General features: G+C 75.3%; 10 protein-coding genes. 3 read left to right on the forward strand and 7 right to left on the reverse strand.

All coding sequences use genetic code 11. The annotated features are described in order from the left end of the window. Nucleotides 1-56: 56 nt before the first annotated feature. Together ACIODU_RS29830 and lgt are read left to right on the forward strand one after the other, a co-directional pair. A complete protein-coding gene (locus ACIODU_RS29830) occupies nt 57-887 on the forward strand; it encodes a thioredoxin domain-containing protein (RefSeq protein WP_161310864.1) in 831 nt (276 codons plus the stop codon). Nucleotides 888-956: 69 nt separating this feature from the next. Next, nucleotides 957-1,874 (forward strand): prolipoprotein diacylglyceryl transferase, encoded by a 918-nt coding sequence (gene lgt / locus ACIODU_RS29835; protein WP_401771492.1) that lies wholly within the window; start codon nt 957-959, stop codon nt 1,872-1,874. A gap of 644 nt (nt 1,875-2,518) precedes the next feature. Here the strand turns inward: lgt and ACIODU_RS29840 are convergent. The 7 genes from ACIODU_RS29840 to ACIODU_RS29870 all read right to left on the reverse strand — a co-directional run bounded on the left by ACIODU_RS29840 (nt 2,519) and on the right by ACIODU_RS29870 (nt 11,913). Continuing rightward, complete coding sequence (locus ACIODU_RS29840; protein ID WP_401771495.1) at nt 2,519-3,313, reverse strand: HpcH/HpaI aldolase/citrate lyase family protein; 795 nt, start codon at nt 3,311-3,313, stop codon at nt 2,519-2,521. After that, nucleotides 3,310-4,560 carry a CaiB/BaiF CoA transferase family protein gene (locus ACIODU_RS29845; protein WP_401771498.1) on the reverse strand — a complete coding sequence of 417 codons (1,251 nt, stop codon included), beginning with the start codon at nt 4,558-4,560 and terminating at the stop codon, nt 3,310-3,312. Before ACIODU_RS29845 ends, ACIODU_RS29840 begins: the two co-directional genes overlap by 4 nt. Then, a complete protein-coding gene (gene rbsK / locus ACIODU_RS29850; protein WP_401771501.1) occupies nt 4,557-5,441 on the reverse strand; it encodes a ribokinase in 885 nt (294 codons plus the stop codon). The genes ACIODU_RS29845 and rbsK overlap by 4 nt, the downstream gene beginning before the upstream one ends. Next, nucleotides 5,438-6,940, reverse strand: coding sequence for an ADP-ribosylglycohydrolase family protein (locus ACIODU_RS29855; RefSeq protein ID WP_401771583.1), 1,503 nt, complete (start codon nt 6,938-6,940; stop codon nt 5,438-5,440). The genes rbsK and ACIODU_RS29855 overlap by 4 nt, the downstream gene beginning before the upstream one ends. Before the next feature lie 536 nt (nt 6,941-7,476). Further along, the gene (locus ACIODU_RS29860) at nt 7,477-8,661 is read right to left on the reverse strand and encodes an ADP-ribosylglycohydrolase family protein (RefSeq protein ID WP_356424544.1); all 1,185 of its coding nucleotides are present in this window, start codon (nt 8,659-8,661) and stop codon (nt 7,477-7,479) included. Then, nucleotides 8,603-9,832 carry an ADP-ribosylglycohydrolase family protein gene (locus ACIODU_RS29865; RefSeq protein WP_401771585.1) on the reverse strand — a complete coding sequence of 410 codons (1,230 nt, stop codon included), beginning with the start codon at nt 9,830-9,832 and terminating at the stop codon, nt 8,603-8,605. The genes ACIODU_RS29860 and ACIODU_RS29865 overlap by 59 nt, the downstream gene beginning before the upstream one ends. 1,052 nt (nt 9,833-10,884) lie before the next feature. Further along, nucleotides 10,885-11,913 carry an ADP-ribosylglycohydrolase family protein gene (locus ACIODU_RS29870; RefSeq protein ID WP_401771503.1) on the reverse strand — a complete coding sequence of 343 codons (1,029 nt, stop codon included), beginning with the start codon at nt 11,911-11,913 and terminating at the stop codon, nt 10,885-10,887. 359 nt (nt 11,914-12,272) lie between these two features. Between ACIODU_RS29870 and ACIODU_RS29875 the strand changes: the two genes are divergently transcribed. Further along, nucleotides 12,273-13,001, forward strand: coding sequence for a VIT1/CCC1 transporter family protein (locus tag ACIODU_RS29875; RefSeq protein WP_356424535.1), 729 nt, complete (start codon nt 12,273-12,275; stop codon nt 12,999-13,001). Nucleotides 13,002-13,093 lie beyond the last annotated feature (92 nt).

Below are 13,093 nucleotides of genomic sequence, written 5' to 3' on the forward strand. Positions count from 1 at the left end.
GGTGGACCTGGGGCCGGGGAGGTGCGTACGCACCTCCCCGGTTCGTTGCGCCCTGCGTGAGCGAGAAGAACCGTGAGGCAAGGCGGAGCGCGAGAGAGCGGCTCCAGCAGGAACGTGTGGCGGAGAAGTCCCGGGAGAAGCGCAAGCGGGTGCTGGTCGTCGCGTCGACGGTGGTCGGCGTGCTCGGGGTGGTCGCCGTGATCGGCGTGGTCGCCGCCAAGGCGGGCAAGGACGGCACCAGCGACGCCGCGGGCCCCGTGCTCGCGCCGTCCGGCGTCTCGGGCAAGGACGACCTGGCGATCCCGGTGGGGGCGCCCGACGCCCCGTCCACGCTGACGGTGTGGGAGGACTTCCGCTGCCCGGCGTGCGCCCAGTTCGAGAACGCGTTCCGGAGCACCGTCCACGAGCTGGAGGACCAGGGACAGCTCAAGGCCGAGTACCACCTCGCCACGATCATCGACGGCAACATGGGCGGTACGGGCTCGCTGCGCGCGGCCAACGCGGCCGCCTGCGCCCAGGATGTCGGCAAGTTCGCTCCGTACCACGACGAGCTGTACAAGAACCAGCCTGCCGAGACGGACGACGCCTTCGCCAGGAACAGCCGGCTGCTGGAGCTGGCGGGCAAGGTCGAGGGCCTGGAGTCGGCGCCCGGCTTCCGCCAGTGCGTGGAGGGCGGGGACCACAACAACTGGGTGAACAAGTCGGCGACGGCGTTCCGTACGGGCGGCTTCTCCGGGACGCCGACCGTGCTCCTGAACGGGGAGGCGGTGTTCCCGAAGAAGGGCAACGAGAACATCACACCCGACAATCTGAAGAAGTGGGTGAAGGAGGCCAACCGGGGCAAGAAGCCCGGTACGGCACCGCCCGAGACGACGTCCGTGGGCTGACCTCGTTACCAGGAAGTTGCCGGGCGGGTCGGCGCAGGTCCCGCCCGGCACGGTACCGTCGGTTCTGCCATGGAACTTGCCTACATTCCCAGCCCGTCGTCCGGTGTGCTCCATCTTGGACCGCTCCCGCTGCGCGGCTACGCGTTCTGCATCATCATCGGTGTCTTCGTCGCCGTCTGGTACGGCGGCAAGCGCTGGGTCGCCCGGGGCGGCAAAGCCGGCACCGTGGCCGACATCGCCGTCTGGGCGGTGCCCTTCGGCCTGGTCGGCGGGCGGCTCTACCACGTCATCACCGACTACCAGCTGTACTTCAGCGACGGTGAGGACTGGGTCGACGCCTTCAAGATCTGGGAGGGCGGCCTCGGGATCTGGGGCGCGATCGCGCTGGGCGCGGTGGGCGCCTGGATCGGCTGCCGGCGGCGGGGGATCCCGCTGCCCGCGTGGGCGGACGCGCTGGCGCCGGCGATCGCGTTCGCGCAGGCGATCGGGCGGTGGGGCAACTGGTTCAACCAGGAGCTGTACGGCAAGGCGACCGACGTTCCCTGGGCGCTGAAGATCTCCTCCGGGCCGAACCGCGAGGCCGGCCTCTACCACCCGACGTTCCTGTACGAGTCGCTGTGGTGCGTCGGGGTGGCCCTGCTGGTCATCTGGGCCGACCGCCGCTTCAAGCTCGGGCACGGGCGGGCGTTCGCGCTGTACGTCGCGGCGTACTGCGTGGGGCGCTTCTGGATCGAGTACCTGCGGGTCGACGAGGCGCACCACATCCTGGGCCTGCGCCTGAACGACTGGACGGCGATCGTCATCTTCGCGCTGGCGGTCACGTACATCGTGATCTCGTCGCGGGTGCGGCCGGGCCGCGAAGAGGTGGTGGAGCCGGACGAGTCGGCGAAGCGGGTGGCGCCGGAGCGCTCGTCTGAGCCGGAGGACGCGGAGCCTGCGGACCGGGACGCGGACGCGGACGCGGCGGACGCGAAAACGACGACCTGACGCCGGGCTGCGCCCCACTTTGCTGGGCCGCGACGCCCACGTGGGCAGGGCCCCCGCCCCCACAGCGCGCCCCCACGCCCCGGTACCGTCCTCAATCGCCGGACGGGCTGGATGGGGCCGGCCTGAGCGCTCAAGCGCGGCACGCCGACCGCCACGGCGGGTGCGGGCTCGCCGCCGGGTCCTCAATCGCCGGACGGGCTGGATTGGGCCGGGCTGAGCGCTCAAGCGCGGGACGCTGACCGCTGAGGGGGGTGCGGGCTCGCCGCCGGGTCCTCAATCGCCGGACGGGCTGGATGGGGCCGGCCTGAGCGGCCGAGCGCGGCACGCTGACCGCTGAAGCGGGTGCGGGCTCGCCCCCGGGTCCTCAATCGCCGGACGGGCTGGAAACAGCCCACCCGACGATCGCGCGGTCCCGCACCCTGACGATCAGGGCGCACAGATCGCCCCCCCCGTCCGGCGACCGGATCCAGCCCGTCCGGCGTTTGAGGACGGAACCGGTGCGCGGGTCTGCGTTGAGTGGGCGGGGTCGTGCCCCGGGTCGGGGCGGCCCCATTCAGCCTGTCCGGCGCTTGAGGACGGAACCGGTGCACGGGGGCGCGCTCAGGGGGCGGGGGCCTCGCCCCCGGGGGCCCCAGGGGCGACGCCTAGTTCCGCGACGCCAGCGCCAGCGTACGCCGCGCCGCCGCCACAATCGCCGCATCGACAAAGCGGCCGTCCGGGAGCGACTGCGCTCCCCCCTCGCGGGTCGCCGCCTCCACCACCTCCTCCGCCGCCTCGATCTCCCGGGACGTCGGCAGATAGGCCCGCTCGATGACCGGCAGCTGGCGCGGATGGATCGCCGCCCGCCCCAGGAACCCCAGGGCCCGCCCGTGCGCGCAGGACGCCGCCAGCCCCTCCAGGTCCCGGACGTCCGGGAACACCGACTGGGCCGGCGGCGCCAGCCCCGCCGCGCGGGCCGCCACCACGACCCGGCCGCGCGACCAGTCGAGGCCGGAGTCGTCCCGTACCCCCAGATCCGCGCGCAGGTCCGACTCACCGAGCCCGATCCCCCGCACCGCGGGATGCGCGGTAGCGATCGCGTACGCGTGCTCGACCCCCATCGCCGACTCCAGCAGCGCGTACAGCGCCGTGTCCGGCGTCCTCGCCGCGATCCGGTGGATGTCGGACGCGTGGGTGACCTTGGGGAGCCGCAGGCCCGACAGCCCGGGGAGCCCGGAGAGCGCGGCCGCGTCGGGGCCGTCGTCGATACGGACATGGACCGGCGTCGCGTGCGGCTCGGACAGGAACTCGGCGGTGGCGGCGCGCGCGTGCTCCTTCCGGTCCGGGGCGACCGCGTCCTCCAGGTCCACGATCACCACGTCCGCCCCCCGCGACAGCGCCTTCGCCATCACCTCGGGCCGGTCGCCGGGGACGTACAGCCAGGTCAGCGGGATCGTCACAGCGCCCCCTCCGACCGCAGCGCCGCGATCTCCGGCGCCGACAGGCCCAGGCCGGCCAGCACCGCGTCGGTGTCCGCGCCGTGCGGGCGGCCGGCCCAGCGGATGGCCCCGGGCGTCTCGGACAGCCGGAAGAGGACGTTCTGCATCCGCAGCGGGCCCAGCTCGGGGTCGGCGACCTCGGTGACGCTGTCCAGCGCCCGGTACTGCGGGTCCTCCATGACGTCCCGGATGTCGTAGACCGGCGCGATCGCAGCCTCGGCCTTCTCGAACGCCGCCATCGCCTCGTCGCGGGTGTGCCGGGCGATCCAGTCGCCCACCGCGTCGTCCAGGACGTCCGCGTGCTCCGCCCGGCCGCCGCCGGTGGCGAACCACGGCTCGGCTGCCAGCTCGGGCCGTCCCACCAGGCGCATCACCCGCTCCGCGACGGACTGCGCGGACGTGGAGACCGCGAGCCAGGAGCCGTCGGTGGTCCGGTAGGTGTTGCGGGGGGCGTTGTTGCGGGACCGGTTGCCGGTACGGGGCTGGACGTAGCCGAGCTGGTCGTACCAGAGCGGCTGCGGCCCGAGCACGGTGAGGATCGGCTCGATGATCGCCAGGTCGACCACCTGGCCGCGCCCGGTGATCCGACGGCCCGCGAGCGCGGTCATCACCGCGTACGCCGTGGCCAGCGCCGCGATCGAGTCGGCCAGGCCGAACGGCGGCAGCGTCGGCGGCCCGTCCGGCTCGCCGGTGATCGCGGCGAAGCCGCTCATCGCCTCGGCGAGCGTGCCGAAGCCGGGGCGGTGGGAGTACGGGCCGAACTGGCCGAACCCGGTGACGCGGGCCAGCACCAGCCCGGGGTTGGCGGTCGACAGCTCCTCCCAGCCGAGGCCCCACTTCTCCAGCGTGCCGGGCCGGAAGTTCTCGATGACGACGTCCGCCTCGGCGGCCATGCGCAGGAGCAGGTCACGGCCGCCTGGCGTGGACAGGTCGAGGGTGACCGCGCGCTTGTTGCGGCCGAGGAGCTTCCACCACAGGCCCACCCCGTCCTTGGCGGGACCGTGTCCCCGGGAGGGGTCGGGGCGGGTGGGGTGCTCGATCTTGATGACGTCCGCACCGAAGTCGCCGAGCATCGTCGCCGCGAGGGGGCCGGCGAAGAGCGTGGCGAGATCGAGGACGCGCAGGCCGGCGAGGGGCGCGGGGGCGGTGGGGGCGGGGGTCACGGGGTCCGGCTCGGGGGTGGTGGCGGGGGGTGCCGCGGTGGTCATGAGGCCTCGATCTCGGTGCGGTACGGCATGGAGGTGGACGCCCCCGGGCGTTGGACGCAGAGCGCGGCGGCGGTGGAGGCCCAGTGCAGGGCCTCGGGCATGGGGCGGCCCTCGACCAGCGCGACGGCGAGCGCGCCCACGAACGTGTCCCCTGCGGCGGTGGTGTCCACGGCGGTGACCTGGGGAGCGGGCACGAAGAGGGGTTCCGTGGTCCGGGACGCGTGGAGGCTGCCGGCCCGGCCCAGGGTGATCACCACCTCGGGGACCTGCCGGAGCAGCGCGTCGGCCGCCGAGCGCGGGTCGGCGATCCCGGTGAGTACGGCCGCCTCGTGCTCGTTCGGCACCAACAGGTCGGTGGCGGCGAGGAGTTCGGGCGGCAGGGGCTGGGCGGGGGCCGGGGTGAGGACGGTCCGTACGCCGTGGCGGCGGGCCGCCTCCGCCCCGGCGACCACGGCGCTCAGGGGGAGTTCGAGCTGGAGGAGCAGCGCGTCGGCCGTGGTGATGAGGGCCTCGTCGCCGGGGCCCAGGTCGGTGACGGTGCCGTTCGCGCCCGGGACGACGACGATGGCGTTGCCGCCGTCGTCGTCCACCACGATGTGGGCGGTGCCCGAGGCGCCCTCGGCGGTGCGCAGGAGGTCGGTGTCGACGCAGGATGCTTCGAGAGTGTGCCGCAGCACCGTACCGAAGTCGTCGGAGCCGACCGCCCCGATCATCGCGACGGAGCCGCCCGCGCGGGCGGCGGCGACGGCCTGGTTGGCGCCCTTGCCGCCGGGCACGGTGACGAACTCCCGTCCGGTGACGGTCTCCCCGAGCTTGGGGGCCCGGGCGGTGTACGCGACGAGATCCATGTTGGTGCTGCCGAGCACCACGATGCCGGTCATGGGTGGAGGGACTCCTCGGGGGCGGGCGCCGGTGCGGCGAGTGGGTGGGTGAGCTCGGCGAGGGTGTCGAAGCCGACGCCGTCGAAACCGCCGACGGAGGTGGCGAGGCGGTTCTTGAGCGGTCCTGTCCAGCGCTCGGGCAGCCGGTCCGGGTGGCCGGCCAGCAGCCCGGCGACGGAACCGGCCGTCGCGCCGTTCGAGTCGGTGTCCCAACCGCCCGACACGGCGCGGCAGATGGAGCCGGTGAAGTCGCCGTCGGCGTGGGTGAGGGCGGCGGCGAGCAGGGCCGTGTTGGGGACGACGTGGACCCAGTGGTAGTGGCCGAGGGCGGAGTGGAGGAGGTCGACGACGGGTTCGAAGCCGGTGTGGGCGTGCTCCCCGGCGACGGCGATGCCGAGGCGGACGGCGTCGGCGAGGCGGGAGCGGGGCGGTACGACGGAGAGGCCTGCGCGCAGGCAGGCGTGCACGCCACTGTCCGTACCGTGCCCCTGTCCCTGTCCCTGCCCCTGTCCCTGCCCCTGCCCTTGGCCGGCGGCCGACGCCACGGTGGCGGCGACGAACATCGCGCCGTAGACGCCGTTGCCGGTGTGGGTCAACACCGCGTCCCGGTAGGCCTGTTCGGCGGCGGCGGCCGGGTCGCCGGGATGGGTCCACCCGTGGACGTCGGCCCGGATGGCCGCGCCGATCCACTCGCGGAACGGGTTGCGGTGGGCGGCGGTGCGCGGGGGCTCGATCCCGTGGAGCAGATTGCCGTACGCGACCCGCTCGGCCGTGAACGTACGCCCGGCGGGCAGCTCGTCCAGCCAGAGCCTGGCGACCTGACCGGTCGTGAACTCCCTTCCGTGGCGCTGGAGGAGGAGCAGATTGAGGAGCGGGTAGTTGAGGTCGTCGTCCTCGGGCATCCCGTCGATGTTCTCGGCGAGCGAGGTCGGCGCGGAACGCCGGTTCCAGGGGTACGCGTCGGTGAGCTCGGCCGGGACACCCTTCGCGGTGAACCACGACCGCAGGGGCCAGTTGCCCGTGGCGGCGGCGAGGGCGCGGATGCCCGCGAGGGGCAGCTTCTCGACGGGCTTCCCCAACAAACACCCAACGGCCCGCCCGAGCCAGGCGGCGTGGAGCTGGGCGACGGTGAGGGACGGCCCGCCGGGGGCGGTGTCGGCGTGATCGAGTCCGCCGGGGGGGCCGGACCGGGCGTGCGCGGGGCCGTCCGAAACTGCGGGCCGCGCCGGGGCGGTAGGACCGCCGTGGGGGAGTGGTTCGGCGGGGTGCGGTGGTCGGGCGCCCGGACCCCCGGACCACTCGACGCGGTCGGCGTCTGTACGGGGTGGTCTGTTCGGCGCCTCGGCCCGTACGGGGGTGGCGGGACCGGTACGGGGGAGCGCCCCGGGGACGTGCGGCGGCGGGGCGCTGTGGCCGGGGGCGCCGGCGGCCGTCGCCGCGGCCCCGAACACCTTGAGGTCCTGGGGGCCGCAGTCGGTACGGGGCGGCACGTCGGCCAGGGGGTGGGGGCCGGACTGAGGGGATGTGTCGGTCCGGTTCGGTGCGTCGGCCTCGGACGGAGCGTCGGCCTGAGGGGGTTCGACCGTCCGGGACGGCGCGTTGGTGCTGGGCGGTGTGTCGGTCGGGGAGGGAGCCCCGGCCTGGGGCGGTGTGCCGAGAGCGCTTGCGGCGGACCGCCACGCCGTGCTCATCGCTCTGATCGCGGGCAGGTCCGTCGGCTCGTACACCGTCAGCGGGGAGTCCAGCTCGGCCAGTTCGTCCAGCAGCTCCTCGGCCAGCGCGCGCAGGCGCGCGGACGCGGCGGTCGGGGACGCGCCCGCGCGGGGTGGGGCCGGGTGGCCGCCCGCCTCGTACCAGCGCCGCTCGATCTCCGTCGCGTCGCGGCCGTCCCGCGCCGCCTGCGCCAGCTCGTGGCCGATCAGGTCCTCCGGCTGGACCCAGGTCAGGCGCAGGTCGTCCGGGTGGTTCAGCGCCGCGCTGTTCAGCGGTGCGCCGGGCAGCGCCGTCCCGCTCGCCCCCGTCCCGCTCGCCTCCCTCATCGCCGCCCCGTCAGGCGGGCGAACGCGCTTTCGTGGGCGCGGCGGCGTTCCGTGTCCCGTGCGAACACCTCGTACGCCACCTCCGTCAGCACCCGCGCCGGCGCGTGCAGGTCGAGGCGGCTCGCCTCGGCCACCCGCGCGGCCCACTCCGCCGGCACGGCGGACTCGCCGCCCAGCGCCCCGGCGATCGCCCCGCTCATCGTCGCGATGGAGTCGCAGTCGCGCCCGTAGTTGACCGACCCGAGCACCGTACGGCGGACGTCGCCCCCGCCGATGAGCAACATGCCGAGCGCCACGGGCAGTTCCTCGATCGAGTGCAGCCGGGACGGGCGGCGGGCGCCGAGCGAGGGGGCGCGGTAGTTGGGGCCGACGGTGTCGAAGGGCGCCACCGCCTCGCGCAGCCCGCGCTGCGCCGACTCCGCGTCGCCGTGGCACGCGGCCACCTCGCACACCGCCTCGATCGCCGCGCGCGTCCCGTCCTTCGCGAGCGCCAGGCACGTCTCGACGACCGACGCGGGCGTCGCGCCCGGCAGGCACGCCGCCGCGACCGCCGCCGCGAACACCCCGGCGGCCTCGCGCCCGTACGACGACTGGTGCGCGCCGGCCACGTCCAGCGCCTCCGCGTACGCCGCCGCCGGGTGCGCGGCGTTGACCAGGCCGACCGGCGCCATGTACATCGCCGCCCCGCAGTTGACGATGTTCCCGGTCCCGGCCTCGCGCGGGTCGACGTGTCCGTAGTGCAGCCGGGCGACGATCCACTTCTCCGCGAGGAAGATCCGCTGGAGCGGAAGCGCCTCGGCCTCCAGCTCGGGGATCCACCGGGGGGTCGACATCAGGTCGGGGACGAGGTGCTCGGCGACCGCGTACGCGTCCAGGTGGTCGCGGACGGTCCCGTACACCCGGACCAGGGCGTGGGTCATCAGGGTGTCGTCGGTGACGTGTCCGTCGCCCTTGTGGTACGGCGCGATGGGGCGGGCGGTGCGCCAGTCCTCGTTCCACGGGCCGACGATGCCGGTGACCCGGCCGCCGTGGCGCTCGGCGATCTGGTCGGGGGAGTACCCCTCGACCGGGCCGCCGAGCGCGTCGCCGACGGCCGCGCCGAGCAGGCAGCCGGTGACGCGGTCAGCGAGGGTGGGGATCTCCGTGGCGGAGGGGGTGGGGGGTGTGCTCAGGGTCGTCATGTCGGAATTGTCCACCCGGAGAGGCCAGTTCCGTGTCTGCCAGCAGCCCGGCGAGTTCGATGAGATCGATGCCGGCGAGGCGGGGGAGCGCGCAGCCCGCGAGCGTACGGCAGGCGTCCCGCCAGGCGGCCGGTACGGTGTCGCCGCCGCCGAGCGCGCCGGTCAGCGCGCCGGCGAGGGCGGGGGCGGAGTCGGCGACCCGGGACAGGCACGCGGCGGCGGGGACGGCGCCGGTGACCCGGCCCCGGGCGGCGACGGTGAGGGCGAGGGCGACCGGGACGGTCTCGGCGGCGGCGATGCCGTAGCTGTAGACGTGGTCGACGATCTGATGCTCCAGCAGGGGTACGAGGGCGAAGGCGCCGGCGTCCTCGTCGGCGTCCTCGCCGGCGAAGGACTGGGCGAGTTTGACGGCGTGCCGGGCGTTGCGGCCGATCTCGGTGGTGCCGGGGAGCTGGGCGAGCGCGGCCCCGACGGCGGCCTCCACGTCCCCGCCGCCGAGAGCGGTCGCGACGGCGGCGGCCATGGCGCGGGCGCCGTGGACGCCGTCGCCGTCCTGGGTATACCGGGCGTCGAACTCGGCGAGTTCGGCGGCGGCGGCCGGGTCGCCGGGGTGGACGACCGCGAGGACGACGGCCCGTACGCACGCGGCGTCGTCGAAGTAGTGCGGGTTGTCGTGTCCGGTGGCGGGCGGGCGGAGGCCGGCGGCGAGGTTGCCGAGCCCGGCCCGTACGGAGATCCGGGCGCGCAGCGGCAGCACGGCGGACTCGACCTCGGGGGCGCGGTCGGCGGCGGCGGCGATCTCGCTGGCGAGGGAGTTCCAGGAGAGGTCGACGGCGGCGCGCACGCGCCGGTCGGCGCCGAGCCCGTGGAAGAGGTCACCGGCGGCGGTGAGCACGGCCTCGGCGGCGAACGCGGCCCACTCGGCGTCGTCGGAGGGGCCGAGGCGCAGGGGCTCGGGGGGCTGGTTGAGGGCGATGGGGACGGGGAGGGTGGTGGTCGCGTTCTGCTCGGCGAAGGTGTCGAGCTCCCGGGTGAGCCGCCGTGTCCACTCGGGCATCCGAGCGGCCCGATGCCGAGCGGCGGGCCACCCGGCAGCGTCCCCGGCGGCCAGCCCGAGAAGAAGCCCCTCGATCCGCCGAACGGAACGGCGACCGCTCGCGCGCGGCGTCAAGCCGTCCTCCCGCCGCCCGACACCCGACCTGCCCACCCCGGCCCGGGCGCCCGCGCTGCGTCTGTCGTGGACCTCGTCCGCATGGATGCCGATACCCGCACCCACGCCGGTGCCTGTGCAGGCACCGGAGCCCGCGTCCGGTTCGGTGCTTGTACGTGGATCCGTACCCGGACCCGGACCCGTACAGGTGTCGGCAGCCGCGCCCGCGTGCCGATCGGCGCCCGTCGGCCTGTCTGCGCGGGTGCCTGATTCCGCGCCCGGTTCAGCGGCCGTACCCGCGCGCGCGTCAGCGCCGGCACCCGTGGGGGTATCCGCGCCTGTCCCGGGGCCTCCGGTGCCGGGTGAGGTGCGGCCGTCCAGGACGGCGCCGTCGCGCGGACCGCCCGGCAGGAGTACCCCGGGGGCACCCCCGGACGCGGCCGGCGGTTCGGTGTACGTTCCCGCCGGGCCCACGGAGGGCGTCGCCGCCCGCCCCGCACGAGGGGCCTGGGGGGCCGCGACCCCGGCACCGGAACCGGCCGGCCGCCCCGGGCCGGGACACCCGGCCGCCGGTTCCGTGCCCGGCGTGATCTCCCCCGTCGTCGCCGCGGTGCCAGGCCCTTGCCGGCCCGGGTCCGGCGGCGCCGGAGGCGTGGACACCTGCCCCCGGGCGACCGTCGTCCTCGCGCACGGCCCGGTCGCGGGCTCCGTGCCCGGCCCCGGCGTCCCGGGGGTCCTTGCCCCGTCCGTCCCGGTGTCGCGCGGCTCTGCCCCGCCCGGTGCCCCGCCCGGGGTCGGGCCTTGGCCGATGCCCTGCCAGGACGCCGATGCCGTCCGGGCCGCCCCCGGCGTACCGGGGGTCCCTGACCTCGCGGCCCCCGCCCCGGCCCCGGGTACCTCCGGCGTGGTCGTAGCCGGCCCCGCCGGGCCTTTGTAGGGCGTCGGCGCCTGCCCGACGCCGGGGGCCCGCGCGGCCGCGAGCCCAGCTTCGGCATCCGCCGGGCCCGCCCGCCCCGCCGGGGCCCCCGTGTCGAACCCTGCCGTGCCCCGGGGCCCGCCCCGGTCGTTCCGTGTCATGGGCGTCGTGCCTCTTCCTCGTCCGGGGTGAGCAGGTCCGCGATGTCCAGGACGTGGTAGCCGCGCATCGAGGGCAGGCAGCTGCCCCGTACCGCTCCGATCGCCGAGGACCATTCCGTGGGGATGGCCCGCGCCCCCGAGAGCGCGCCCGCCAGGGCCCCCGCCACCGCCGCCGTCGTGTCCGCGTCGCGGCCCATGTTGACCGCCATGAGGACCGACGTACGGAAATCACCGCGCGCCGCCGTGAACGCGCCGAAGGCCAGGCCCACCGCCTCCGGTGCCAGGTCCGTCCACGGGTAGCCGCCGATGACCACCGACGAGCGCACCGCGCGCTCCATGGTGAGCGTGTCCGGGTACTCCCGCCGCGCCGCGACCACCCCCCGCCGCAGGGTGCGGGCCGTCCACGAGTCCATCGGGATCACCGAGAGCGCCGCCGCGACCACCGACGTGGGACCCGCCCCCGCCATCGCGGCCGCGACCCCCGCCGCCACCGCCCGGCCGCCGTAGATGCCCTCGCCGTCGTGGCTGACACTGCCGTCGACCGAGACCAGCCGCGCCGCCTCTGCCGGCCGCCCCGCCGCGAACACACCGAAGGGCGCCGCGCGCATCGCCAGGCCGTCGCTCCACGCGTGCCGGTGCTGCGCCGTGATGGGGGCGGCCAGGCCGCGCCGCAGGTTCTCCAGCGTGCCGCGCTCGCTGAACCCCGCCCCCCGGAACGGGCCCTCGTCCAGGTCCGCCAGCCAGTGGTGCCACGCCTTCTCCACGTGCGCGACGGTCAGCGCCGACCCGTGCCGGGCCAGCAGCAGCCCGGAGAAGATCGCGTACTCCGTGTCGTCCGTACCCGCCGGGTTCTCCGCGACGAAGCCCTCGATACGGCCCCAGCGGCGGCGGATCTCCGAGGGCCGCATGTTCTCCGCGGGCGCCCCGAGCGCGTCCCCCACCGCGAGGCCCAGCAGTGCGCCCCGCGCCCGGTCACGCAGCACCGCGGCCTCGTCGCGAGCCGGATCGCATGCAATCAGCTCCATCGGTGGCCGCCCTTCCGCGCACAACGAGCCTGTTCCTGCCATCTGTGCCACGTACGCGCGCCCGGGAGTCCGGGAAACGTCGCTGTCACCCGGCTGACACCGGGCCCGGGTGCCGGAAGGGTGCCGGAAGGGGGTCGAAAGGAGGTCGGAACGGGGTCGGAAGGGGGACGGAAGCAGGCCGGAAAGGGGCCCACGGCGTCGACACGCCGCCGCCCAAACCCTCCGAAAGCGCTGGTAAGTACGGCCTTCCTTGCTGGCGGGCCACGTTTTTCGTGCGTACTTTCGACCACCTGGAGGAGGGAGAGGTGGACGCCGGTCCGTGCCCGCCCCGTCCGCCACCGTGAGGAAAGAGGAGAAGCATGTCCGTCATCGACACCGAGGCCACGCTCCACGAGGCCCACCGCGACAACCACACCCACCGCGACGTCAACGGCGGCTGGCTGCGTCCCGCGGTGTTCGGCGCGATGGACGGACTCGTCTCGAACCTGGCCCTGATGACCGGCGTCGCCGGCGGCGCCGTCTCCCACCACACCCTGGTGATCACCGGCCTCGCGGGCCTCGCGGCCGGTGCCTTCTCGATGGCCGCCGGCGAGTACACCTCGGTCGCCTCCCAGCGCGAACTGGTCCAGGCCGAACTGGACGTCGAACGCCGTGAGCTGCGCAAACACCCCGCCGACGAGATGGAGGAACTGGCCGCGCTCTACGTGTCGCGCGGCGTGGAACCGGCGCTCGCCCGCGAGGTGGCCCAGCAGCTCTCCAAGGACCCCGAGCAGGCCCTGGAGATCCACGCCCGCGAGGAGCTGGGCATCGACCCGGACGACCTGCCGTCCCCCACCGTCGCCGCCGTCTCGTCGTTCGCCTCCTTCGCGCTGGGCGCCCTGCTGCCCGTCCTGCCCTACCTGCTGGGCGCCACCGCCCTGTGGCCCGCCCTGGTCCTGGCGCTCGTCGGGCTCTTCGGCTGCGGCGCGCTGGTGTCGCGGGTGACCGCCCGGAGCTGGTGGTACGGAGGACTGCGCCAGCTGACCCTCGGCGGGACGGCCGCCGCCCTGACGTACGGCCTGGGCACGGCGTTCGGCGCGGCCCTCTGACGTACGGCGGCCCGTACAGGTCTCCGCCGCCGCCCCCTCACGGCGCCCCTCAAGACGCCCCGCCCAAACCACCCCCTGACCTGCCCTGTGAC

Origin of the sequence: Streptomyces sp. NPDC088261 (genome assembly GCF_044740805.1) — a bacterium.
Classification (GTDB): domain Bacteria; phylum Actinomycetota; class Actinomycetes; order Streptomycetales; family Streptomycetaceae; genus Streptomyces.

What these genes read in the sequence shown, in the direction of transcription:
- ACIODU_RS29875 (WP_356424535.1), top strand. Translation starts at nt 12,273, where the DNA reads ATGTCCGTCATCGACACCGAGGCCACGCTCCACGAGGCCCACCGCGAC.
- ACIODU_RS29845 (WP_401771498.1), bottom strand. Translation starts at nt 4,560, where the DNA reads ATGACCACCGCGGCACCCCCCGCCACCACCCCCGAGCCGGACCCCGTG.
- lgt (WP_401771492.1), top strand. Translation starts at nt 957, where the DNA reads ATGGAACTTGCCTACATTCCCAGCCCGTCGTCCGGTGTGCTCCATCTT.
- rbsK (WP_401771501.1), bottom strand. Translation starts at nt 5,441, where the DNA reads ATGACCGGCATCGTGGTGCTCGGCAGCACCAACATGGATCTCGTCGCG.
- ACIODU_RS29870 (WP_401771503.1), bottom strand. Translation starts at nt 11,913, where the DNA reads ATGGAGCTGATTGCATGCGATCCGGCTCGCGACGAGGCCGCGGTGCTG.
- ACIODU_RS29860 (WP_356424544.1), bottom strand. Translation starts at nt 8,661, where the DNA reads ATGACGACCCTGAGCACACCCCCCACCCCCTCCGCCACGGAGATCCCC.